At 60.6% G+C, this 22,449-nt stretch carries 22 protein-coding genes; 15 read left to right on the top strand and 7 right to left on the bottom strand.

Going from position 1 to position 22,449, the window contains the following annotated elements; all coding sequences use genetic code 11:
• Nucleotides 1-100: 100 nt before the first annotated feature.
• The 4 genes from BKX96_RS16720 to BKX96_RS16705 all read left to right on the top strand — a co-directional run bounded on the left by BKX96_RS16720 (nucleotide 101) and on the right by BKX96_RS16705 (nucleotide 4,215).
• On the top strand, nucleotides 101-1,198 hold the full coding sequence (locus BKX96_RS16720; protein WP_046818409.1) for a polyamine ABC transporter substrate-binding protein: 1,098 nt from the start codon (nucleotides 101-103) through the stop codon (nucleotides 1,196-1,198).
• A 73-nt stretch (nucleotides 1,199-1,271) separates the two neighbouring features.
• The gene (locus BKX96_RS16715) at nucleotides 1,272-2,414 is read left to right on the top strand and encodes an ABC transporter ATP-binding protein (protein ID WP_046818408.1); all 1,143 of its coding nucleotides are present in this window, start codon (nucleotides 1,272-1,274) and stop codon (nucleotides 2,412-2,414) included.
• Nucleotides 2,411-3,331, top strand: coding sequence for an ABC transporter permease subunit (locus BKX96_RS16710; RefSeq protein WP_046818407.1), 921 nt, complete (start codon nucleotides 2,411-2,413; stop codon nucleotides 3,329-3,331). The genes BKX96_RS16715 and BKX96_RS16710 overlap by 4 nt, the downstream gene beginning before the upstream one ends.
• Complete coding sequence (locus BKX96_RS16705) at nucleotides 3,328-4,215, top strand: ABC transporter permease subunit (RefSeq protein WP_046818406.1); 888 nt, start codon at nucleotides 3,328-3,330, stop codon at nucleotides 4,213-4,215. The genes BKX96_RS16710 and BKX96_RS16705 overlap by 4 nt, the downstream gene beginning before the upstream one ends.
• A gap of 148 nt (nucleotides 4,216-4,363) precedes the next feature.
• Here BKX96_RS16705 and BKX96_RS16700 read toward each other — a convergent pair whose 3' ends face one another.
• Entirely contained in the window at nucleotides 4,364-5,005 is a 642-nt protein-coding gene (locus BKX96_RS16700) for an HD domain-containing protein (protein ID WP_046818405.1), read from the bottom strand.
• A 192-nt stretch (nucleotides 5,006-5,197) separates the two neighbouring features.
• On the opposite strand from BKX96_RS16700, the gene BKX96_RS16695 reads away from it, so the two are divergent.
• Nucleotides 5,198-6,163 carry a GlxA family transcriptional regulator gene (locus BKX96_RS16695; RefSeq protein WP_077184780.1) on the top strand — a complete coding sequence of 322 codons (966 nt, stop codon included), beginning with the start codon at nucleotides 5,198-5,200 and terminating at the stop codon, nucleotides 6,161-6,163.
• 119 nt (nucleotides 6,164-6,282) lie between these two features.
• On the opposite strand, the gene BKX96_RS16690 is transcribed toward BKX96_RS16695, so the two are convergent.
• Complete coding sequence (locus BKX96_RS16690) at nucleotides 6,283-8,694, bottom strand: penicillin acylase family protein (protein ID WP_077184778.1); 2,412 nt, start codon at nucleotides 8,692-8,694, stop codon at nucleotides 6,283-6,285.
• Between the two features lie 110 nt (nucleotides 8,695-8,804).
• Nucleotides 8,805-9,386 carry a DUF6436 domain-containing protein gene (locus BKX96_RS16685; protein WP_046818402.1) on the bottom strand — a complete coding sequence of 194 codons (582 nt, stop codon included), beginning with the start codon at nucleotides 9,384-9,386 and terminating at the stop codon, nucleotides 8,805-8,807.
• 95 nt (nucleotides 9,387-9,481) lie between these two features.
• On the opposite strand from BKX96_RS16685, the gene bipL reads away from it, so the two are divergent.
• Nucleotides 9,482-10,429: a phospholipase BipL gene (gene bipL / locus BKX96_RS16680; RefSeq protein WP_077184775.1), complete on the top strand. Its 948-nt coding sequence runs from the start codon at nucleotides 9,482-9,484 to the stop codon at nucleotides 10,427-10,429.
• Between the two features lie 129 nt (nucleotides 10,430-10,558).
• Here the strand turns inward: bipL and BKX96_RS16675 are convergent, their stop codons facing one another.
• Nucleotides 10,559-11,311 carry a DUF2059 domain-containing protein gene (locus BKX96_RS16675; protein WP_046818400.1) on the bottom strand — a complete coding sequence of 251 codons (753 nt, stop codon included), beginning with the start codon at nucleotides 11,309-11,311 and terminating at the stop codon, nucleotides 10,559-10,561.
• A gap of 108 nt (nucleotides 11,312-11,419) precedes the next feature.
• Between BKX96_RS16675 and BKX96_RS16670 the strand changes: the two genes are divergently transcribed.
• Entirely contained in the window at nucleotides 11,420-12,052 is a 633-nt protein-coding gene (locus BKX96_RS16670; RefSeq protein ID WP_046818399.1) for a 2OG-Fe(II) oxygenase, read from the top strand.
• 2 nt (nucleotides 12,053-12,054) lie between these two features.
• Nucleotides 12,055-12,540: a 2-thiouracil desulfurase family protein gene (locus BKX96_RS16665; RefSeq protein ID WP_077184773.1), complete on the top strand. Its 486-nt coding sequence runs from the start codon at nucleotides 12,055-12,057 to the stop codon at nucleotides 12,538-12,540.
• Nucleotides 12,541-12,664: 124 nt separating this feature from the next.
• Here the strand turns inward: BKX96_RS16665 and BKX96_RS16660 are convergent, their stop codons facing one another.
• Nucleotides 12,665-13,249: a transporter substrate-binding domain-containing protein gene (locus tag BKX96_RS16660; protein WP_077184771.1), complete on the bottom strand. Its 585-nt coding sequence runs from the start codon at nucleotides 13,247-13,249 to the stop codon at nucleotides 12,665-12,667.
• A gap of 135 nt (nucleotides 13,250-13,384) precedes the next feature.
• Between BKX96_RS16660 and BKX96_RS16655 the strand changes: the two genes are divergently transcribed.
• Nucleotides 13,385-13,810, top strand: a complete 426-nt coding sequence (locus tag BKX96_RS16655) for a DUF4399 domain-containing protein (protein WP_077184769.1) — start codon at nucleotides 13,385-13,387, stop codon at nucleotides 13,808-13,810.
• Between the two features lie 52 nt (nucleotides 13,811-13,862).
• On the opposite strand, the gene serA is transcribed toward BKX96_RS16655, so the two are convergent.
• On the bottom strand, nucleotides 13,863-15,092 hold the full coding sequence (gene serA, locus BKX96_RS16650; RefSeq protein WP_020797315.1) for a phosphoglycerate dehydrogenase: 1,230 nt from the start codon (nucleotides 15,090-15,092) through the stop codon (nucleotides 13,863-13,865).
• A gap of 206 nt (nucleotides 15,093-15,298) precedes the next feature.
• On the opposite strand from serA, the gene BKX96_RS16640 reads away from it, so the two are divergent.
• The 4 genes from BKX96_RS16640 (at nucleotide 15,299) to BKX96_RS16625 (ending at nucleotide 19,479) form a co-directional block, all read left to right on the top strand.
• Nucleotides 15,299-16,693, top strand: coding sequence for a D-2-hydroxyglutarate dehydrogenase (locus tag BKX96_RS16640; protein ID WP_046818395.1), 1,395 nt, complete (start codon nucleotides 15,299-15,301; stop codon nucleotides 16,691-16,693).
• Between the two features lie 22 nt (nucleotides 16,694-16,715).
• Entirely contained in the window at nucleotides 16,716-17,381 is a 666-nt protein-coding gene (locus BKX96_RS16635; protein WP_046818394.1) for a fumarylacetoacetate hydrolase family protein, read from the top strand.
• A 159-nt stretch (nucleotides 17,382-17,540) separates the two neighbouring features.
• Nucleotides 17,541-18,467, top strand: coding sequence for an SdiA-regulated domain-containing protein (locus BKX96_RS16630; protein WP_077184765.1), 927 nt, complete (start codon nucleotides 17,541-17,543; stop codon nucleotides 18,465-18,467).
• A 94-nt stretch (nucleotides 18,468-18,561) separates the two neighbouring features.
• Nucleotides 18,562-19,479 carry an SdiA-regulated domain-containing protein gene (locus BKX96_RS16625; protein WP_077184763.1) on the top strand — a complete coding sequence of 306 codons (918 nt, stop codon included), beginning with the start codon at nucleotides 18,562-18,564 and terminating at the stop codon, nucleotides 19,477-19,479.
• A gap of 118 nt (nucleotides 19,480-19,597) precedes the next feature.
• On the opposite strand, the gene rpiA is transcribed toward BKX96_RS16625, so the two are convergent.
• Nucleotides 19,598-20,272, bottom strand: a complete 675-nt coding sequence (rpiA, locus tag BKX96_RS16620; RefSeq protein WP_046818391.1) for a ribose-5-phosphate isomerase RpiA — start codon at nucleotides 20,270-20,272, stop codon at nucleotides 19,598-19,600.
• Between the two features lie 148 nt (nucleotides 20,273-20,420).
• Between rpiA and ilvA the strand changes: the two genes are divergently transcribed.
• Both ilvA and BKX96_RS16610 read left to right on the top strand, forming a co-directional pair.
• On the top strand, nucleotides 20,421-21,935 hold the full coding sequence (gene ilvA / locus BKX96_RS16615) for a threonine ammonia-lyase, biosynthetic (RefSeq protein ID WP_046818390.1): 1,515 nt from the start codon (nucleotides 20,421-20,423) through the stop codon (nucleotides 21,933-21,935).
• A gap of 39 nt (nucleotides 21,936-21,974) precedes the next feature.
• Nucleotides 21,975-22,400 carry a DUF2269 domain-containing protein gene (locus BKX96_RS16610; RefSeq protein ID WP_046818389.1) on the top strand — a complete coding sequence of 142 codons (426 nt, stop codon included), beginning with the start codon at nucleotides 21,975-21,977 and terminating at the stop codon, nucleotides 22,398-22,400.
• Nucleotides 22,401-22,449 lie beyond the last annotated feature (49 nt).

Genomic DNA, 22,449 nt, shown 5'->3' with positions numbered 1-22,449 from the left:
TTTTTCGAGGGTAAGTTGCGCGCCGGTTTTGTTGCCAGGCAGCCAACGCTGCCATGTAACGCGGGCAACTTGAGCCCAACTCATTTTAGAGGACCTCCACTTGCCTATTTTTTCTCTGTTGCGCAATGCCATGTTGTTCGGCGCCGGACTGACACTCGCTGCCAGTGTCCAGGCTGCCGGTACCGTGCATATTTATAACTGGTCGGATTACATCGGCGAGACCACCCTGGCCGACTTCCAGAAAGAGACCGGGATCAAACCGGTTTATGACGTATTCGATTCCAACGAAACCCTGGAAGGCAAGTTGCTGGCCGGGCGCACCGGTTACGACGTGGTAGTGCCGTCCAACCATTTCCTTGGCAAGCAGATCAAGGCCGGGGCTTTCCAGAAGCTCGACAAGTCGAAGTTGCCGAACTATTCCAACCTCGACCCGGTGCTGCTCAAGCGCCTGGAGCAAAACGATCCGGGTAACCTGTACGCCGTGCCATACCTGTGGGGCACCAACGGCATTGGCTACAACCCCGAAAAGATCAAGGCTGCGCTGGGCGTCGACAAGATCGACTCCTGGGCCGCGGTCTTCGAGCCGGAGAACATCAAGAAGCTGCAAAGCTGCGGCGTGGCGTTCCTCGATTCCGCCGATGAAATGATGCCCACGGTCCTCAACTACCTGGGCCTGGACCCCAACAGCACCAACCCCGAAGACTACAAAAAGGCTGAGGCCAAGTTACTGGCCGTGCGGCCTTACGTGACTTACTTCCACTCCTCCAAATACATCGCGGACCTGGCCAACGGCGACATCTGTGTTGCAATCGGCTTCTCCGGCGACATGTTCCAGGCCCGCAACCGTGCGGCTGAAGCCAAGAAAGGCGTGGACATCGTCTATTCGATTCCCAAGGAAGGCGGCGCGCTGTGGTTCGACATGCTGGCGATTCCCAAGGACGCCGCCAACGTCAAGGAAGCCCACGCGTTCATCAACTATCTGTTGAAACCCGAGGTGATCGCGCAAGTCAGTGACTATGTCGGCTACGCCAACCCTAATCCGGCGTCGGACAAACTGATGGAACAGTCGATTCGCACCGACGAATCGGTTTATCCACCGCAATCGGTACTCGACAAGACCTACGTGTCCATCGAACTACCGCCAAACATTCAACGTTTGATGACCCGCAGCTGGACCAAGGTCAAGTCGGGTAAATAGCTTCAAGGCTCAAACTATCCAAGGTTGGCTCACCTTGAGCGAACTGCACTCTTTTTTTCTGGGAGTTTCGTAAATGGCAGTTGCCTCCGGCGCCTATAAGAAAGCCCTCGAGGGCGACCAGTCACCTAAACAGGTGCTGGTCAAAATCGACCGGGTCACGAAGAAGTTCGACGAGACGATTGCCGTGGACGACGTGTCCCTGGAAATCAAGAAAGGCGAGATTTTCGCCTTGCTCGGCGGTTCGGGATCGGGCAAATCCACCTTGCTGCGCATGCTGGCCGGCTTCGAACGACCGACCGAGGGGCGAATCTTCCTCGATGGCGTAGACATCACCGACATGCCGCCCTACGAGCGGCCGATCAACATGATGTTCCAGTCGTACGCCCTGTTCCCGCACATGACCGTGGCGCAGAACATCGCCTTTGGCCTCAAGCAGGACAAACTGCCGGCCGCCGAAATCGATGCCCGCGTGGCCGACATGCTCAAGCTGGTGCAGATGAGCCAGTACGCCAAGCGCAAACCGCATCAGTTGTCCGGCGGCCAGCGCCAGCGTGTGGCCCTGGCTCGTTCGCTGGCCAAGCGTCCGAAGCTGCTGCTGCTCGACGAACCGATGGGCGCGCTGGATAAAAAACTGCGTTCGCAAATGCAGCTGGAGCTGGTGGAGATCATCGAGCGCGTCGGTGTGACCTGCGTCATGGTGACCCACGACCAGGAAGAGGCCATGACCATGGCCGAGCGCATCGCGATCATGCACCTGGGTTGGATCGCCCAGATCGGTAGCCCGATCGACATCTACGAAACCCCGACCAGCCGCCTGGTCTGCGAGTTCATCGGCAACGTCAACATCTTCGACGGAGAAGTGATCGACGATGCCGAGGGCCACGCGATCATCACCTGCAAGGACCTTGACCGCAAGATCTATGTCGGCCACGGCATCAGCACTTCGGTGCAGGACAAGTCCGTGACCTACGCGATCCGTCCGGAGAAACTGCTCGTCACCCCGACCATGCCGACCTGCGAATACAACTGGTCCAGCGGCAAGGTCCATGACATCGCCTACCTGGGTGGTCACTCGGTGTTCTACGTCGAATTGCCGAGCGGCAAGATCGTCCAGTCGTTCGTCGCCAACGCCGAGCGCCGTGGCCAGCGGCCGACCTGGGGTGACCAGGTCTACGTGTATTGGGAAGACGATAGCGGCGTGGTACTTCGCTCATGAACATGCGCAAATTCAAACGCCGCCTCAATCGAATAATTCCCGGTGGCCGCCAGCTGGTCATCGGGGTTCCTTTCATCTGGCTGTTCCTGTTCTTCATGCTGCCGTTCTTCATCGTCCTGAAGATCAGCTTCGCCGAAGCCGACGTGGCCATTCCGCCGTACACCGAGATCTACAGCTACGCCGAACAGAAGCTGCAGCTGTTGCTGAACCTTGGCAACTACGCGATGCTCGGCGACGACGAGCTGTACATCGCCGCCTACCTCGGCTCGTTGAAGATGGCGCTGATCAGCACCATCCTCTGCCTGGTGATCGGCTACCCGATGGCCTACGCCATTGCCAGTGCCCGCAAAGAGATGCAAACGGTGCTGGTGCTGCTGATCATGATGCCGACCTGGACCGCGATCCTGATCCGCGTCTATGCGTGGATGGGCATCCTCAGCAACAACGGCCTGCTCAACGGTTTCCTGATGACCATGGGCTGGATCGACGAGCCGCTGCAGATCCTCAACACCAACCTCGCGGTCTACATCGGTGTCGTCTACTCCTATCTGCCGTTCATGATCCTGCCGCTGTACGCCAACCTGGTGAAGCACGACAACAGTCTGCTGGAAGCCGCGTCCGACTTGGGTTCGAGCACCTTCAACAGCTTCTGGAAGATCACCATTCCGCTGTCCAAGAACGGCATCATCGCCGGCTGCATGCTGGTGTTCATCCCGGTCGTGGGTGAGTTCGTGATCCCGGAACTGCTCGGCGGTCCGGAGACCCTGATGATCGGTAAAGTGCTCTGGCAAGAATTCTTCAACAACCGTGACTGGCCGGTGGCATCCGCCCTGGCGGTGGTGATGCTGGCGATCCTGATCGTGCCGATCATCCTGTTCAACCGTAGCCAGGCCAAAGAGATGGAGGGCAAGGAATGAAGCGCTTCCGTTTCTCGAGTTTCATGCTGGTCGCGGGATTGCTGTTCATCTACGCGCCGATGCTGATCCTGGTGATCTACTCGTTCAACGCCTCGAAACTGGTGACGGTGTGGGGCGGCTGGTCGATCAAGTGGTACGTCGGCCTGATGGACAACACCCAACTGATGGGTTCGGTGGTGCGCTCGCTGGAAATCGCCTGCTACACGGCGATTGCCGCGGTGGCGCTGGGTACGCTGGCGGCGTTCGTGCTGACCCGGATCACCCACTTCAAGGGTCGCACCCTGTTCGGTGGCCTGGTGACAGCGCCACTGGTAATGCCTGAGGTGATCACCGGTCTGTCGCTGTTGCTGCTGTTCGTGGCCATGGCGCAGATGATCGGCTGGCCACAAGAGCGTGGCGTCGTCACCATCTGGATCGCCCACACCACGTTCTGTGCGGCGTATGTGGCGGTGGTGGTGTCGGCGCGCTTGCGTGAACTGGACCTGTCCATCGAAGAAGCGGCCATGGACCTGGGTGCGCGGCCGTGGAAGGTGTTCTTCCTGATCACCATCCCGATGATCGCACCCTCCCTGGGCGCCGGCGGCATGATGTCGTTTGCCCTGTCGCTGGATGACCTGGTACTGGCGAGCTTCGTCTCGGGCCCGGGTTCCACCACCTTGCCGATGGAAGTGTTCTCGGCGGTGCGCCTGGGCGTGAAACCGGAAATCAACGCCGTGGCCAGTCTGATCCTGCTGGCGGTATCGCTGATGACCTTCCTGGTCTGGTTCTTCAGCCGTCGCGCCGAAGAAGCGCGCAAGCGTGCGATCCAGCAAGCCATCGAAGAAAGCGCAGCCGATTCGTGGAAGCAACCGGACGTGCGTCGCGCGCAGCCGGAAGCAGCGTAAGTCTCGACCGGTTGGCCGCAGAATCATGGTCAACCGGGATCTCATGTGGGAGCGGGCTTGCTCGCGAAAGCGGTGTGTCAGTCGACATCTCTATTGACTGACGCGACCCCTTCGCGAGCAAGCCCGCTCCCACAGGTTTTTTTGGCGTTCACGCCACCCAAGGCGATTTGCGGATGACCTCGACAAAGTTCATCGGCTTGAACCCCGGCTCCTGATCCATCAATACATCGGTCTTCACATTGCCGAACGTGGTCTGCGGACGATGGCGCAAGCCGTCGGCAAAGGCGCAGATGATGCACTCCTTGAACCCTTCGCCCCGTGGATGCGCATGCACCACCGCCTCACGCTGCACGGTGGAAAACGCCGCGTAGTCCATACCCAACACGTCCATTTCAACACCTGCGGTCACCAGCGCCACGGTCGGCCGCAGGTGTTGCGGCACGCCCGGCGTAGTGTGCAGCGCGATCGACAGCCAGACCTGCTCGATGTCGTCATCGCTCAACCCGTAAGGCTTGAGAAACGCCGCTGCCGCGTTGGCGCCGTCGACTTCGAAACGTTCGTTGTCGCTGCGATAACCTTCCATCAGGCCCAGGTCATGGAACATCGCGCCTACATACAGTAGCTCCGGGTTGTAGGCCAGTTGCTTGCGCTCGCCGCTCAGCGCGCCGAACAGAAACACCCGGCGCGAGTGGTGATAGAGCAGGTCGGATTCGATGTCGCGGATGTATTCGGTGGTTGCTTTGGCCAAGGCGCTGTCGGGGATCTTGATGCCGGCGATGGTGGTGCTCATGGGCTTTTCCTCAAGGTAAGCGCCGGGGCGGCGCTGAGGGTTAAAGTCTGTTCGCGGCCCGCAAACGGAACAATCGATCCATGGCTGCGATCCTTGCCAATGAGCATGCATATCGTGCCAACCTCGCTTGTTGGACGTCGTTTGGATAGGGTGGCGAGTGATCTCTTTCAATGTTGAAGGTGTATTTGAGCCATGCAGAAAACCGTCGCCATCGTGGTCTTCACCGGCGTCCAATCGCTGGATGTCACCGGCCCCATGGATGTGTTTTCCGAAGCCAACCGCTTCCTCGCCCCCGAGCATCACTACCGGCTCGAGGTCATTGGCGTGGAGCGCGGGGTGATGACGTGCTCCAATGGTTTGGCGCTGAACGCCCACCGGCATTTCAGCGAAGCGCTGGAGCCTTATGACTTGCTACTGGTGGCCGGTGGACCGCAATTGCCCTTCATGGCCTTCGGCGCTGCGTTTGATGCCTGGCTGCGCGATGCCAGCGCGCGGGCGCAGCGTTTTGGTTCGATCTGCAATGGCGCGTTCATGCTCGCCCGGGCAGGATTGCTGGAAGGGCGAACCGTGACCACCCATTGGGGCGATGCCACTGCATTGGCTGAGCTGTGTCCGGCAACCCAAGTGGAGGCCGATCGGCTTTACGTTCAGGACGGCGAGCTGTTCACCTCGGCGGGAGTAACGGCCGGGATCGATCTGTCGCTGTATCTGCTGGGGCGCGATCACGGGCCGGACGTGGCCTTGAGCGTGGCAAAACGACTGGTGGTGTTCACCCAGCGCTCGGGCGGGCAGTCACAGTTCAGCCCGTTTCTAACGCCTCACGCGGAACCCACCTCTGCCGTGGCAATGGTTCAGCATTACGTGTTGGCGAACTTGACCGGCGACCTGACCATCGCCGACCTGGCCAATGCCGCCAACATGAGTGCACGCAACTTTTCCCGCGTGTTTGCCAGGGAAGCGAAAATCACCCCGGCCGAGTTTGTCGAGCGGGCGCGGGTGGATGCGGCGCGGGTGCTGCTGGAAAGCACCCTGGCGCCCCTCAAGACCGTGGCCTATCAGTGCGGATTCCGCGATGCCCAGCACATGCGCAGCGTGTTCAACCGCAGGCTGGGGGTGACGCCGCAGCAGTTCAGGCAGCATTTTGCGGCGGTGGTTTGAGCTGTCATTGATGTTGCCTGTGAGGGCCTCTTCGCGAGCAAGCCCGCTCCCACATCTGAAATGCATTCCAATGTGGGAGCGGGCTTGCTCGCGAAGGCGTCAGCCCGGACAACAAAAATCTATTGAGCACTACGCGCCGGCAGAAGCTTCAAGGTACTGCGCGTATTGGCCGTCACCTCTTCATCATTGAGATGCGCCTGGAAATAAATCCCCTCGATATACGCCTCGGCCTGATCGTCAAAGTGCTTGTCGAACAGCACGCCGCTCTGGCCGACCGGGTTGACCGTCAGGCTGTGGGCGGGATCGGCGAAGTCGATCAGGCGCCGGGTCGATGGGCCATACGTGACCGGCCACGGTGCCGGGCCGATCCTGGAGGTCAGGTTGTTCGGCACTTCATGTGCGCCAGGGGCCGCGAAGGGGCCGACATTGAAGAGCCGGTCCAGCGGCTTTTGCTGCCCCAGCGGGTGGCCGTGGGTCAGGGTGTGCGCCTTGCCCCATTGCCATTGCGAGGCATCGGCACCCAACGTGGCCTTGAGGTGGGCGATGCTGGCCTGCCACGCAGCCTTGACGGTATCGGCGCGGGTTTCCTTGCCGGGGGTATTGCGGTTGTCCCACCAGGGCGAATCCGCCGTCGCCGCCAGGCGCGGCAGTGCGGCATCGATCACACGGGTCGAGAGCATCGTTTCGAAGAAGTCATTGTCCAGTTCATCGTGCATCGCCGCCTCGGCCAGGTTAAACAGCAACTGGTTGAACAGGGTGGCGCTGGTGGAGTCGAGCGGGTAGTCGCCCTTCCACTGGGACAACTGCTCCACCAGCTTGAGCTCTGCAGGATCGCTGACCACTTCGCGCAACGTCGGTAGCAGTGGCGCCAACAGACGCGTGCCATAGGCGGTAGTGGTGCCCAGTTGCAGCCCTTGGCTGCTTTCCAGGTCCCACTTGATGTTCTTGTCGCTGAGCTGTCGATCGAGTTGCTGGCCGCGATCGGCGAGGTTGTAGTAACCGGGGATCTCCATCCCCGTCGGCGACAATGGCTGGAAGTTGGCCGAGACGATATAGCCCCGCGCCGGATTCTCTTCCTGGGGGTTGGCGCTGAACGGGTAGAAACCGTCCTTGTCGGCGTCGCTGGTGCTGCCATCCAGAATGAACCACGGGCGCACCCCGGCAGGGCGCTTGGGCAGTTGCGCCGCGGCCCACCAGCCGATGTCGCCTTTGGCGTTGGCCCAGACGATGTTCAGGCCGGGCGCCTGGACCTTGGCGGCGGCGCTACGGGCCTTGGCCAGGGTGTCGGCCCGGTTGAGCTGGTAGAAGCCTTCGATAATCGGATTCTGGCTTTCGAGAAACCCCCACCACATGGCGATCGGCGTCTTGCCGCCGACGTTGCCCAGCGCATCATTGACGATCGGACCGTGGGGTGACTGGCGCAGCGTCAGTGTCACCGGCGCCTGGCCCTTGACCGCGATCTGCTGTTCGCTGCTGATCATGTCCACCCACTGGCCGCGGTACCAGACCTGGTTGGGATTATCCGGATTGAGCTTTGCGGCGATCAGGTCGAGGTCGTCGTTCTGGAACATGGTGATGCTCCAGCCGAAGTCACCGTTCATGCCCAGGGACGCGAACGGCATCAAGGCCTGGTAGTGGCCATAGAGCTCGAAACCCGGCGCCGAGAGCTGCGCTTCGTACCACACCGACGGCGCGGAAAAACGGATGTGCGGGTCACCGGCCAGCAGCGGCTTGCCGCTTTTGGTGCGGTTGCCGGCCACCACCCAGGCATTGCTGCCCTCGAACTGTGGCAGGCCATTGTCGGCCAGGGCCTGCTCGCTCAGGCGGGCGAGGGCGTTGAGGTCTTTCCAGTCGGCGCTGGCGAGGGGGGGCGGGGCATTATTGTTACGGTTTGCCAGCACGCCCTTGGGCTGCCAGTCGAGATCGAAGACGTTCAGGTAGTTGGCACCCAATTGATCGCGCACGTAGGTCAGCAACGGTTCGGTGCGAAACGCCATGGCAAAACTGTAGGCCATGTAACCGGCGATGCTGACGGTGTCCTGCGCCGTGAACGGGCGTTTGTTGATGCCCAGCACATCGAACTCTACCGGTTTGGCGTGGCTGTCCTGGTACTGGTTGATACCGTCCAGGTAGGCCTGCAGGGCGACGAAGGCAGGCGATTGCTTGTCCAGGTTCGCCACGTAGGATTCGGCACGTTCGCGAATGCGCAGGCTGCGCATCAGCTTGTCGGTGTCGAGCAGTTTCGGCCCGAGCACCTCGGCCAGTTCGCCACGGGCGAGGCGACGCAGCACCTCCATCTGGAACAACCGGTCCTGGGCGTGGACATAACCGAGGGCGCGGTACAGGTCGGTTTCGTTGTCGGCACGGATATGCGGGATGCCGCGCTCGTCATAACGCACGGTGACCGAACCTTGCAGGTGCTGCAGTTCCACCATGCCCTGGCGTGACGGCTGCTTGCTGTAGACATACCAGCCGGCTCCTGCGGCGAGCGCGACGATCAGCAAACCGAGCGCAGTCAGGCTACGTTTCATGGTGACTCCTTATTGTTATCGGTGACAGCAATTCCCTGGCGAGACTGTTTAACACGACAAGCCCGGTTTGGCCCATCGCCCGTAGGAGGGATTCTCGTCTGCTGTCTGCGTTACTTCGTAGGGGCGACAGGCCAAGGGCAGTAACACCCCACGGCCAGTGTGTGGGTGGCACTGACTTCACGGCCTTCGTTCAGCGCTTGCAGGATCGGCTCGATAAAGCTGTTGCTGGAATTGCAGGTCAGGCCTTCGCTGTAGGGCCCGAAGTACGCGAGTTTGCCGGCGCGATCCCAAATTGCCACGGCGGGGCTGGCGGGGATCTGTTCGGAGCCGGGCAGGACGTCGATGGGTTTCAACCTGTTCAGGTTGCCTGGCAACTGACCGTGGCTGCCCGGCTTTTGCACGGCAAAAAACTCCACGCCCTGGGGCTCATACAGCTCAACCAGTTCGCTGAGGTGTTGCTGGTTGCCGACGTTGCACGGGCAGGCCGGGTCCCAAAAGTGCACGAGACGGACGGCGCCAGGACCGGCCACGTTGTCGGGCAGGCGCAGCGGATCGCCGGAGAACATGGCCGTGTGCTCGCTGAATGCCCGCAGATAGCGCCCCTGAAACCAATCGTAGGCGGCCCACAGCACTGCGGCGCACACGAGGGCAAGCAGGCTGGCGAGCAGGGCTGCGCGATAGGGCGATCGCATGGGTTCACTCCTTGAGGATCGGCTAGCTTGCCATGCTTGCCGCGACAGATGAATATCGCAGGTCCATAAAGTCCGTTTCGTGCTCTGGAATGCCCATGTCAGTGACCTTCGACCCCGATCATCTGCGTGCCAGCCTGCGGCCGCTGGCGCAGGGGCTGCCCTTGTCAGCGGAGGCGCAGGCCTACCAGCAGTTTTATGGGCTGGATTTCTCGACGCGCAATGTACGCAGCCGCCTGGGATGTTTTCAGGTCGATGGTTATGAGGTGGTCAGCCAGGTCTGGTGGCCAGAGCAGGTAAAAGCGACGCTGTTTGTCTTTCACGGGTTTTACGACCACACCGGTCTCTACCGGCATGTGATCGGGTGGGCGCTGGAGCAAGGTTTTGCCGTGATTGCCTGCGACTTGCCGGGTCATGGGCTGTCGAGCGGCGAGCGGGCAAGCATCAAGGACTTCGCCGAGTATCAGGACACGCTGCAAGGGTTGTTTGCCGAAGCATTGTCCCTCGATCTGCCGCAGCCGTGGCACCTGTGCGGGCAAAGCACGGGGGGCGCGATCGTGGTCGATCATGTGCTCAATGCCGGGGCGAGCAGTCCGGCCCAGGGCCAGGTGATCCTGTTGGCGCCGCTGGTGCGGCCGCGGGCATGGGGTTGGTCGCAAATGAGTTATTACCTGCTCAGGCCTTTTGTCAAAGCCATTGCCCGGCGCTTCAGCGAAAACTCCGGCGACCCGGCCTTTCTGCCGTTTCTGCAAGCTGACCCCTTGCAGCCACTACGCCTGCCGACGGCTTGGGTGGGAGCATTGGCGCGCTGGATCAAGCGGGTAGAAGCGGCGCCGGCAAGCGCGCGCCGACCACTCATCGTGCAGGGGCAGGCAGACATGACCGTGGACTGGCAGCACAACCTTGAGGTCCTGCGGGGCAAGTTCGATCGGCCGCAGATATTGATGCTGCCCGAGGCGCGGCATCATCTGGCGAATGAGACGTTGGTGTTGCGCGGGGAGTATTTCGGGTTCTTGAGCAAGCGGATCAAGGGACGGAATCTCTAGCGACAGTTCCGGCCTCTTCGCGGGCAAACACGCTCCCACAAGGTTTGCGGTGATCACAAAGTTGCAGGTATATGCCGATCACTGTGGGAGCGGGCTTGCCCGCGAAGGCGTCCGTTCAGACGCCGAGGATTATTGGGTCAGGTTCGAAGTACTCTGCCCGACCGCCAACCCCGCCCGAATCGCCGCCAGCGCCGCCTGGTAGTAAGCCTTGCCTTCGGCTGACTCGGCAAAGGTGGCGAACTCTTCCAGTTCCTCATCCGACAGATCGCGATAGACGTACAGCAGCGTGTTGTTCAGGTCGCTGCCGATTTGCTCCATCAGGCGCTGGCGCTGCCCGTTCAACATGCCTTGGGCTTGTCCTGCACCGAGCAGCCCCGGAATCATCGAGCTGAGGCTGTCGGCCGCGACACCGGCAATCGCCAGGCTGACTTCGGCGCCGGCCTCGCGCGCCGGCAGGGCCTGGGCCAGGTGGCCGATGATCAGCAGGCGGCTGTCGCTGGCCTGCATCTTCGGCAAACCCTTGGCATTTTTCGCCAGTTGATCGCGGCGGGTGGCGAGCAATTCAGCGGCGACGATCTTCTTGCCCAGCGGCGATTGAAAGAACGTCAGCGCCGGTTTCGGGTCGGCGAGGTTCTTGCGCAACTGCGCTTCGGCACGTTGGTCCACGGCATTGGGCGCGAAACGTTGATTGCTGTTGTCGACCAGCGCCTGGAACACCGCGGGGGGCAGGCTGCTTTGGTAGCGCTGTTGGGCGGCAGAGAGGGCGTCGTTGAAATGCGCGCGTTGTTCCGGCCAGCCGGCGACCTTGTACAGTTGGTCGTGGCCGTCTGCCCAGGCGGGCATAACACAGAGCATCAGCAGGGAGAAAAGCAAACGGCGCATAGGGACTCCTGTCGGCAGGCGACTATTCTCCGTGTGGCATACCGTCTTGTCGAGAATTCGTATCAACCCGCTGCGTGGCTCTGTCGGATTTCCAGGCGCAGGAATACTATGCGCGCCATGCAAATACCTTCTGATCACCCGCTGCTGTTACGAATCGTCGATGACCTGGCCGCCAGCGGTTGGTCGCAGCAGAATATTTTCCTGTCTCAGGATCTGACCCGAGCACTGGCTGCCGAGTGCCGTAAACGTGCGGCCGAGGGTGAACTGGCCCCGGCCGCCGTGGGACGAGGGCCGACGTCGGAGATCCGCGAGGGGATTCGGGGCGATCATATCCAGTGGATCGAGCCCGGCCAGGCCGAGGTCTGCGACAGCTATCTTGGATTGATGGACAGCCTGCGCGAGGCGTTGAACCGTGGCCTGTTCCTGGGGCTGGAGGATTTCGAGAGCCATTTCGCGATGTACCCGCCCGGGGCTTTTTACCTCAAGCACGTCGACCGTTTTCGTGACGACGACCGGCGCATGGTGTCGGCTGTGGTTTACCTCAATGAGTCCTGGCTGCCTGAACATGGCGGTCAGTTGCGTATGTACCTGGACGAAGACGCGCAATACGATGTGGACCCCGTCGGTGGATGCCTGGTGGTGTTCCTGTCGGGGGAGGTCCCCCATGAAGTCCTGCCTGCGAACCGTGAGCGCCTGTCGTTGACCGGCTGGTTTCGGCGTCGCGGCAACGAGCCGTTCTAAACATGCAGAAAATACTGGTAAGCCGCTGCCTGCTGGGGCACCGCGTACGTTATGACGGTGGGGCCAGTGGGCCGTTCGATCTATTGCAGCAGTGGTTCGACGAAGGTCGGGTCGTGCCGTTGTGCCCGGAAGTCGCCGGTGGCCTGCCAACGCCGCGGGCAGCAGCGGAAATTCCGGGTGGGCAGGGTGGTGAAGTGCTGGACGGGCAGGCGTCGGTGATCACCACCGAGGGCGAGGATGTCAGCGCGCAGTTTCTGTCCGGGGCTTGTCAGGCGCTGGAGCTGGTGCAACGGCACGGCATTCGCGTAGCCGTGCTCAAGGCCAACAGCCCATCCTGCGGCAATCTGCTGACCTATGACGGGACCTTCAGTGGGGTGAAGGTCAGTGGCGAGGGTGTGACGGCGGCGCTGCTCAAGCGCCATGGCGTCCAGGTCTTCAGCGAGCTGGAACTGGCCGAAGCTGCTGAATCCTTGGCAGCACTCGACTAACTACCAACACAGGACCAATGTGGGAGCGGGCTTGCTCGCGAAGGCGTAGTGTCAGCCGACAATCATATGGCCTGACACACCGCTTTCGCGAGTAAGCCCGCTCCCACAGGGTTATTGCGCGAATTCAGGGCTTGGGTGTCGCCCCCGATTCCGCCCCAAACCATTTCTGCTCCAGCGCCTGCAGGCGGCCATCGTCCTTGATCCGCTGCAACGCGCTTTCCAGGCTGGCGTGAAACGCCGGGTTACCCTTCTGAAACGGAATCGCCAGGTTGACGACCGGGTTGGCTTTCGGCTTTTGTTCCGTCAGCGACTGCACCAGCAGGATTGATTGCGGCTCGTCTTTCTGCGCGATCAATTGCGCTTTGGTTTGCAGGTAAGTTTCGCTGAAGTCGAAACGTTCCTTTAGCGCCGGGGTCTGTGCAATGTGGTTGATGGCGACGTCGTACTTGCCGCTTTCCACGCCGGCTAGCAGATCACTGGCGTCCGTGACGACAAAGTCGGCACGCACTTCCAGTTCGTTGGCCAGCATTTGTCCCAATTCGACTTCGAAGCCGGTAAGGCTGTCGTCTTTCTTGAAGTTGAACGGCGGTGTATTAGCCTCAAGGGCAATGCGCAATTCACCGCGGTCGTTCACGTCATCAATCAGTTCGGCATGAGCCAATGGGCTCAAAAGGGGTAGCAGGCAGATCAGGCCAGGCAGAAAACGCATGGTCACTCCTTTGAAATCATTATCGCGACGCTCTGGATCAGGCTCGCTTTGCTATGGTTGTCGAGTGCCTTCGACAACGATTGACCATGAAGTTGTGATGGTCACGTGAATTTTACGGAAAAACTGGAGAAGAGAATGAAAACCTTTATGTCACGTGCTGCTTTCGCTGGCCTGCTGATGGGCGTTTCAGTGCTGGCCAGTGCTGCAACGCCAGCGCCCAAGGGCGCTGAAGTGTCCATCGTTTCTCCGGCAGACGGTGCAACGGTACCGCAGACTGTCGTGGTCAAGTTCGCCGTCAAGGATATTTCGCTGGCGCCAGCGGGTGATGTCACCAAGAACACCGGTCACCACCACCTGTTGATCGATGTCGATGAACTGCCGGCAGCCGGCCAGCCGATCCCCAACGATGCCAACCACCTGCACTTCGGCAAGGCGCAGACCCAGGCTGAAGTAACACTGACACCGGGCAAGCATACCTTGCAGCTGGAGCTGGGCGACAGCGGCCACATGCCCTTCGATCCGCCAATCGTATCGGAGAAGATTACCGTCAACGTGAAATAAAAAAAGGGAGCCCCTTGGCAGGGGCTCCCTTTTTCAATGCTGCCAGCTGTTCTTAGAACAGCACACGGCTACGGATGGTGCCGTTGACGTGTTGCAGTTTCTGTTGCGCCAGGTCCGAGTACTCGGCGTCTACGTCGATGACCACGTAGCCGACTTTCTCGTTGGTCTGCAGGAACTGACCGGAGATGTTGATGCCGTTTTCGGCGAAGACCTTGTTGATCTCGCTCATCACACCCGGGATGTTCTCGTGGATGTGCAGCAAGCGGTGCTTGCCAGGGTGAGCCGGCAGGGCCACTTCCGGGAAGTTCACCGACGATACCGAGGTACCGTTGTCGCTGTACTTGACCAGCTTCTCAGCCACTTCCAGGCCGATGTTGGCCTGCGCCTCGGCGGTGGAACCACCGATGTGCGGGGTCAGGATAACGTTGTCCAGGCCACGCAGCGGGCTTTCGAACTCTTCGTCGTTGGAGCGTGGCTCCACCGGGAACACGTCGATGGCCGCGCCGATCAGGTGCTTGTCCTTGATCGCGTCCGCCAGGGCGTCCAGTTCGACCACGGTGCCGCGTGCGGCGTTGATCAGGATGCCGCCCTTCTTGATGGCACGGATTTCCTTCTCGCCGATCATCCACTGGGTAGCAGCGGTTTCCGGTACGTGCAGGGTCACGATGTCGGACATGCCCAGCAGTTCGTGCAGGTTGCCGACCTGGGTGGCGTTACCCAGTGGCAGCTTGGTCACGGTGTCATAGAAGTACACCTGCATGCCCAGGCCTTCGGCCAGGACCGACAGTTGGGTGCCGATCGAGCCGTAGCCGACGATGCCCAGCTTCTTGCCGCGGATCTCGAAGGAGTTGGCCGCGCTCTTGATCCAGCCGCCACGGTGGCAGGAGGCGTTCTTCTCAGGGATACCGCGCAGCAACAGGATCGCTTCGGCCAGCACCAGCTCGGCAACGGAGCGGGTGTTGGAGTACGGCGCGTTGAACACGGCGATACCGCGCTCGCGGGCAGCGCTCAGGTCGACCTGGTTGGTGCCGATGCAGAAACAGCCGACAGCCACCAGCTTCTTCGCGTGATCGAAGATCTCTTCGGTCAGTTGAGTGCGCGAGCGAATGCCGATGAAGTGAGCATCAGCGATCTTTTCCTTGAGCTGGGCTTCCGGCAGAGAACCTGTGAGGTACTCGATGCTGGTGTAGCCCGCCGCCTTGAGGACGTCGACAGCCGATTGGTGGACGCCTTCGAGAAGAAGGAACTTGATCTTGCTCTTATCGAGAGAAGTCTTGCTCATCTGCGTAAACCTGTATCCCGGAGAAAAATGGCAGGAAAGGGAGCAGCCCGGAGCTGACCCGCACGGCAGGAAAGCCGTCACCGCAGAACAGCCCTTGGGCACTATGCTGCGGGGTCGGTATGCTAGCATATGCACCCCGCTAAACACTCATTCCTGCGACGTGAAGCGTTCTCAGGATGACCATGAATTGTTCGAGAGTTCTGTCGATGACCAATCCTGCCCTGATTGAAGAGCTGAAGACCCTGGTTGAGCCTGGCAAGGTGCTGACCGATGCCGACTCCCTGAATGCCTACGGTAAGGATTGGACCAAGCATTTCGCTCCGGCCCCGACCGCCATCGTGTTCCCCAAGACCACCGAACAGGTCCAGGCCATTGTCCTGTGGGCCAATAAACACAAGGTGGCGCTGGTGCCTTCCGGTGGTCGCACCGGCCTTTCCGCCGCTGCGGTAGCGGCCAATGGCGAAGTGGTCGTGTCCTTCGACTACATGAACCAGATCCTCGACGTGAACCTGACCGACCGAACTGCCGTTTGCCAGCCGGGCGTGGTCACCGAGCACCTGCAGAACGTGGCCGAAGAAAAGGGCCTGTACTACCCGGTGGACTTCGCTTCGGCAGGTTCGAGCCAGATTGGCGGCAATATCGGCACCAATGCCGGCGGAATCAAGGTCATTCGCTACGGCATGACCCGTAACTGGGTGGCCGGCATGAAAGTCGTCACGGGCAAGGGCGACGTGCTGGAGCTGAACCGCGACTTGATCAAGAACGCCACCGGCTACGACATGCGTCAGCTGTTCATCGGTGCTGAAGGTACCCTCGGCTTTGTGGTCGAAGCGACCATGCGCCTGGATCGCGCGCCGAAAAACCTGACGGCGATGGTCCTGGGTACCACCGATTTCGACTCGATCATGCCAGTGCTGCACGCCTTCCAAAGCAAGCTCGACCTGACCGCCTTCGAATTCTTCTCCGACAAGGCCCTGGCCAAGGTCATGGGCCGTGGCGACGTACCGGCGCCGTTCGAAACCGACTGCCCGTTCTACGCGCTGCTGGAATTCGAAGCCACCACCGAAGAAGTGGCCAACCACGCCCTGGAAACCTTCGAGCACTGCGTGGAGCAGGGCTGGGTGCTGGACGGCGTGATGAGCCAGAGCGAAACCCAGCTGCAGAACCTGTGGAAGTTGCGCGAATACATTTCCGAAACCATTTCCCACTGGACGCCGTACAAGAACGACATTTCGGTCACCGTGTCGAAAGTCCCGGCATTCCTCAAGGAAATCGACGCGATCGTCGGCGAACACTACCCTGACTTCGAAATCGTCTGGTTTGGCCACATCGGCGACGGCAACCTGCACTTGAACATCCTCAAGCCGGATAACCTGAGCAAGGACGATTTCTTCGCCAAGTGCGCCACCGTCAACAAGTGGGTGTTCGAAACCGTCGAGAAGTACAACGGTTCGATCTCCGCCGAACACGGTGTGGGCATGACCAAGCGGGATTATTTGACCTACAGCCGTTCGCCGGTTGAGATCGAGTACATGAAAGCCGTCAAGGCAGTGTTCGACCCGAACGGCATCATGAACCCGGGCAAGATTTTCGCTGTTTGAATTGAGTAAACAGGAGTCGGTAATGAGCTATCAGCACCAGTATGTGGACGGTACGCGTATTCACTTCCCGTTGGGGAAAGTGGTGTGCATCGGCCGTAACTACGCCGAACACGCCAAGGAACTGGACAATCCGGTGCCGACTGAGCCGCTGTTGTTCATCAAGCCGGGCAGTTGTGTGGTGCCGCTGGAAGGCGGTTTCAGCATTCCGACCGAGCGTGGCTCGGTGCATTACGAAGCGGAAATCGCGGTATTGATCGGCAAGCCTTTGTCGACCAAACCCAGCGTTGAAGAAGTGCTCGACGCCATCTCCGGTTTCGCCCCGGCCCTGGACCTGACCCTGCGCGACAAGCAGGCCGAGCTGAAATCCAAGGGCCTGCCCTGGGAAATCGCCAAGTCCTTCGACGGCGCGGCGGTGATTGCACCGTTCGTTTCCGGCGGCACCTTCGCCGACCTGACTGATATCGGTATTCGCCTGACCATCAATGGCGAAGTTCGCCAGGATGGCAACAGCAGTGCGATGCTCAACCCGATCGTGCCGATGATCCAGCACATGGCCGGCTGCTTCTCGCTGCAAGCCGGAGACGTGATCCTTACCGGCACGCCAGTGGGCGTCGGCCCGCTGAATGTCGGCGACGAGATCGTCCTGGAGTTGCCCGGCGCCAGCCGCTTCACCAGCAGCGTTCGCTAAGCCACACAAAACCCTTGTAGGAGCTGGCTTGCCAGCGAAGGGGCCCAGACATTCAACATCCTCGTTGACTGTTACGCCGCCTTCGCTGGCAAGCCAGCTCCTACAGGGGTTGCGGTTGTGCTATTACCCCAAGCCTGAATCTCTGGAACGCATGCCCTGATGGCTACTCAACCGCTTTCTTCGCTTAAACCTGCCCGCCGTTCGCGCTTTGCCCTGCGCTGGTATTCCTGGCTGTTGCTGTTGGTCGCCGTCGCCTATGGCCTGGCGTTTGCCATGCATTGGGATGACCGTGGCGTGCTTTGGGTGCAAGAGCGTTTTGAAAGCCCTGCCGAGCGCCAGGGCAGTGTCTGGCTGCCGGACTACCGTGCTGTGATCGACGCCAAGCCACTGCCGGGCATGGAAAAGGACGAAGCGTCGGACGTCACCTACGATGCCCAGACCAAGACCCTGTTTTCAGTGATGGGCAAAAACCCGTTCCTGGTCGAGTTGTCGCTGCAAGGCGATGTACTGCGCAAAATGCCGTTGGTGGGCTGGAGCAATCCTGAAGGGGTGACAGCGCTGGGCAACGGGATGCTGGCCATTGTTGATGAGCGTGACCACCAGGTGATCCTCGTCAAGGTTGATGCAAACACTCGCGAGCTGAACATCGCTGATTATCCGAAGTACGACCTCGGACCTTCGAAAGACCAGAACAAGGCCTTCGAGGCCGTCACCTGGGATGCGCGCAATCAGCAATTATTGCTCGGCGAAGAGCGTCCGCCCGCGCTGTTCACCTGGAAAGTCGACGGCAAGGTGCTCACCGGTGACAAGCAAAAGCTTGCCAGTGATGAGCTGGACATCCGCAACCTGTCCGCCCTGGCCATCGATCCACGGACCGGCCACACCCTGGTGTTGTCCGCTGACTCCCACCTGTTGCTGGAGCTGGACGAGAAAGGCGAGCAGGTCAGCTTCATGACCTTGCTGGGTGGCTTCAACGGCCTGAAAAAGACCATCCCGCGGGCCGAAGGCGTGACCATGGACGAGGCCGGTACGCTGTACATGGTGAGCGAGCCGAACCTGTTCTACCGCTTCGAAAAACAGAAATAACCCCGCGATTGTCCTTTGCGGCCAATGGCCATTAAGCTTCAGTTCATGCAGGCGTGATATCTCATCCGCCTGTTTTGAATTTGAGCCCGCCTGAATGCGTCGATTAGCCCGCCCCAAACCCCTGCTTGTGCTCCTGTCGGTGATTGCCCTGAGCGTATTGATTGCGTTCGGTCAGTATCTGCGCCTGTTCGAGCGCGCCTGGTTCAACCTGCACACGCTCTGGCAGCCGATGAACAGCCAGTCCATCGGCCTGGACCAGTATCGGGTGGTGTTGGAGGGGCAGGTCATCGAAGGGCTGGACGACGATGTTTCAGCCTTGACCTACGACCCGGTGCGTAAAAGCCTGTTCACCGTCACCAATCAAAACTCCGAATTGATCGAGCTGTCCCTCGACGGCAGGATCCTGCGCCGCATTGCGCTGGTCGGTTTTGGTGATCCGGAGGCTGTTGAATTCATCAGTGCCGACACCTATGTGATCACGGACGAGCGCCAGCAACGGCTGATCAAGATTCATCTGGAGGATGACACCACCTTCCTCGATTCGGCGGATGCGGAACAGATGACCCTCGGGGTGCACATGCGCGGCAACAAGGGTTTCGAGGGCCTGGCCTATGATTCGGTGGGCAAGCGGCTGTTCGTGGCCAAGGAGCGCGACCCGATGCTGATCTACGAAGTGCACGGCTTCCCGCATTTCAATCCGGAAAAATCCTACGCCGTACATGTGATCAACAACCCCAAGCGCGACGCCGGGATGTTCGTGCGGGACCTGTCGAGCCTGCAATACGACGAGCGCAGCGGGCACTTGCTGGCGTTGTCCGACGAGTCGCGGCTGATTCTGGAACTGGATGTGGATGGTCGACCGCTGAGCACCATGTCGTTGAACAAGGGGCGTCAGGGTTTGCAAAAGACTGTTCCGCAAGCGGAAGGGATCGCCATGGACGACGACGGTACGATGTACCTGGTGAGTGAGCCGAATCTGTTTTACGTGTTCAAAAAGCCAACACCACCCTAACCAACACCACGAACCTGTAGGAGCTGGCTTGCCAGCGATAGCGGCAGATCATTCAACATCAATGTTGGATTTGATGGCCTCTTCGCTGGCAAGCCAGCTCCTACAAGGGTATTGCGTATTATTGGGCGCGCAGGGTTTTTACGCCTTCACTGGTGCCCAGCAACAGCAGATCCGCCGGGCGCGCCGCAAACAAGCCGTTGGTGACCACGCCGACGATCGCATTGATCTGCGATTCCAGCTCAACCGGGTTGGTGATCTCCAGGTTGAACACGTCGAGGATGATGTTGCCGTTGTCGGTCAGCACGCCTTCACGGTAGACCGGGTCGCCGCCCAGTTTCACCAGCTGGCGGGCCACGTGGCTGCGGGCCATCGGGATCACCTCCACGGGCAGCGGGAATGCGCCGAGCACGGGCACCAGTTTGCTGGCGTCGGCGATGCAGATGAAGGTCTTGGCCACGGCCGCGACGATTTTCTCGCGGGTCAGGGCCGCTCCGCCGCCCTTGATCAGGTTCAAGTGCTCGTCGCTCTCGTCGGCGCCGTCGACGTAGAACTCCAGGTCGCTGACCGTATTGAGCTCGTACACCGGAATGCCGTGGCCCTTGAGGCGTGCCGCGGTGGCTTCAGAGCTGGCGACCGCGCCATCGAAGGCGCCCTTGTGCTGGGCCAGGGCATCGATGAAGCAGTTGGCGGTGGAGCCGGTGCCGACCCCGACGATGCTCTTGTCATCGAGTTTCGGGAGGATGAAGTCGACGGCGGCCTGGGCTACGGCCTGTTTGAGTTGATCCTGGGTCATGCGGGCTCCGGAAGCGGGCAAGGTAAGAACGCAAAGGCAGGCATTATAGCCCCATGGCGAGGCAAAACCTCTTGATTCGTGTGGTCGTGCGGCCAAAAGCCGGGTTAGACTCCTTGATCCTGCCCAACCCGCTCAGTGATGCTTTCCGATGCTTGAACAGTACGTCAAAAAGATCCTCACCTCGCGCGTTTATGACGTTGCCGTAGAAACCCCATTGCAGACTGCCCGTCAGCTCTCCGAGCGGCTGGGCAACGAGATTTTGCTCAAGCGTGAAGACTTGCAGCCGGTGTTCTCGTTCAAGATTCGCGGTGCCTACAACAAGCTGACCCAACTGAGCGACGAAGAACGCGCCCGCGGCGTGGTCACCGCTTCCGCCGGCAACCATGCCCAAGGCCTGGCCCTGGCCGCCAAGGTCCTGGGCGTAAAAGCCACCATCGTCATGCCCAAGACCACGCCCGAGATCAAGGTCGAAGGCGTGCGCTCGCGTGGTGGCAAAGTGGTGCTGCACGGCGATTCGTTTCCGGAGGCCTTGGCCTACTCGCTGAAACTGGTCGACGAAAAAGGCTACGTCTACATTCACCCCTACGACGATCCTCACACCATTGCCGGGCAGGGCACGGTGGCCATGGAGATTTTGCGTCAGCACCCGGCGCCTCTGGATGCGATCTTCGTGCCGGTGGGCGGTGGCGGCCTGATCGCCGGTATTGCGGCGTACGTGAAGTACCTGCGGCCAGACATCAAGATCATCGGCGTCGAGCCGGATGACTCCAATTGCCTGCAAGCTGCCATGGCGGCGGGTGAGCGCGTGGTGTTGCCGACCGTGGGCATCTTCGCCGATGGCGTCGCGGTGGCTCAGATCGGCCAATACACCTTTGAGATCTGCAAAGACTACGTCGACGAAGTCATCACCGTCAGCACCGATGAAATCTGTGCGGCGATCAAGGACATCTACGACGATACCCGTTCGATCACCGAACCTGCCGGCGCCCTGGGCGTGGCCGGGATCAAGAAGTATGTCGAGTCCCGCGGCGTTACCGGCCAGACCTTCGTGGCCATCGACTCCGGCGCCAACGTCAATTTCGACCGTCTGCGCCATGTCGCCGAGCGCGCCGAACTGGGCGAGGGTCGTGAAGCCATCATCGCCGTGACCATCCCCGAGAAGCCGGGGAGCTTCAAGGCGTTCTGCGAAGCCATTGGCAAGCGCCAGATCACCGAATTCAACTACCGCTACAACACCGGCAGCGAAGCGCACATCTTCGTCGGCGTGCAGACCCATCCGGACACCGACCCTCGCCGTGCGTTGATCGCCAGCCTGGGCGAGCAGGGCTTCCCGGTCGTCGACCTGACCGACAACGAACTGGCCAAGTTGCACATCCGTCACATGGTCGGCGGTCGTGCGGCGCATGTGGTCGATGAAGTGATCCTGCGCTTCGAATTTCCGGAGCGTCCGGGCGCGCTGTTCAACTTCCTCAACAAGCTCGGCGGGCGCTGGAACATCTCGATGTTTCACTATCGTAATCATGGCGCGGCCGATGGCCGTGTGGTCGCGGGCCTGCAGGTGCCTCACGAGGAACGTCACCTGGTGCCGGCTGCGCTGGAAGAAATCGGCTACCCGTATTGGGATGAAAGCGACAACCCGGCCTATCAGCTGTTTCTGGGCTGAGCGGCTACGCTGATGGGCAGGTCATAAGGAATACCGACGATGGAAACGTTAACGGCCCTGAAAGCGGCGCACATGGTGGCGACGGTGGTGTTGCTGCTGGGCGCGCTGAGCCTGGGGATCTGGGTCTGGCGCGCGCGGCGTAACGGCGACGCGACGGCGGGCAGCCGCACCCTGCAACGACCACGAGTGTTCATCTGGTTGTTGATGGGGCTGGCGCTGTTGAGCATGCCGTTTACCGGCTGGGGGATGGTCCACCTGGTGGGTTGGCCGCTGGGGCAGACGTGGTTGCTGGCGTCCAGTGTGCTGTACACCGTGGCGGCGTTGGCGTGGTTCTGGTTGTTGGTGCGGCTGAACAAGCTGCGCAAGACGCCGAGTGGCGTGGGCAGGTTTACCTTTGCCTTGGCGTTGTTCAGTTTTGTCTGTTTTGTGGCGATTGCCGGCTTGATGGGTGCCAAGCCTGTGTAAGGCTTGAGACCCAGTCGCCACCTTCGCGAGCAAGCCCGCTCCCACATTA

The sequence above is a fragment of the Pseudomonas putida genome (assembly GCF_001976065.1).
Classification (GTDB): domain Bacteria; phylum Pseudomonadota; class Gammaproteobacteria; order Pseudomonadales; family Pseudomonadaceae; genus Aquipseudomonas; species Aquipseudomonas serbica.
This window is presented reverse-complemented; position numbering and strand designations above follow the sequence as displayed.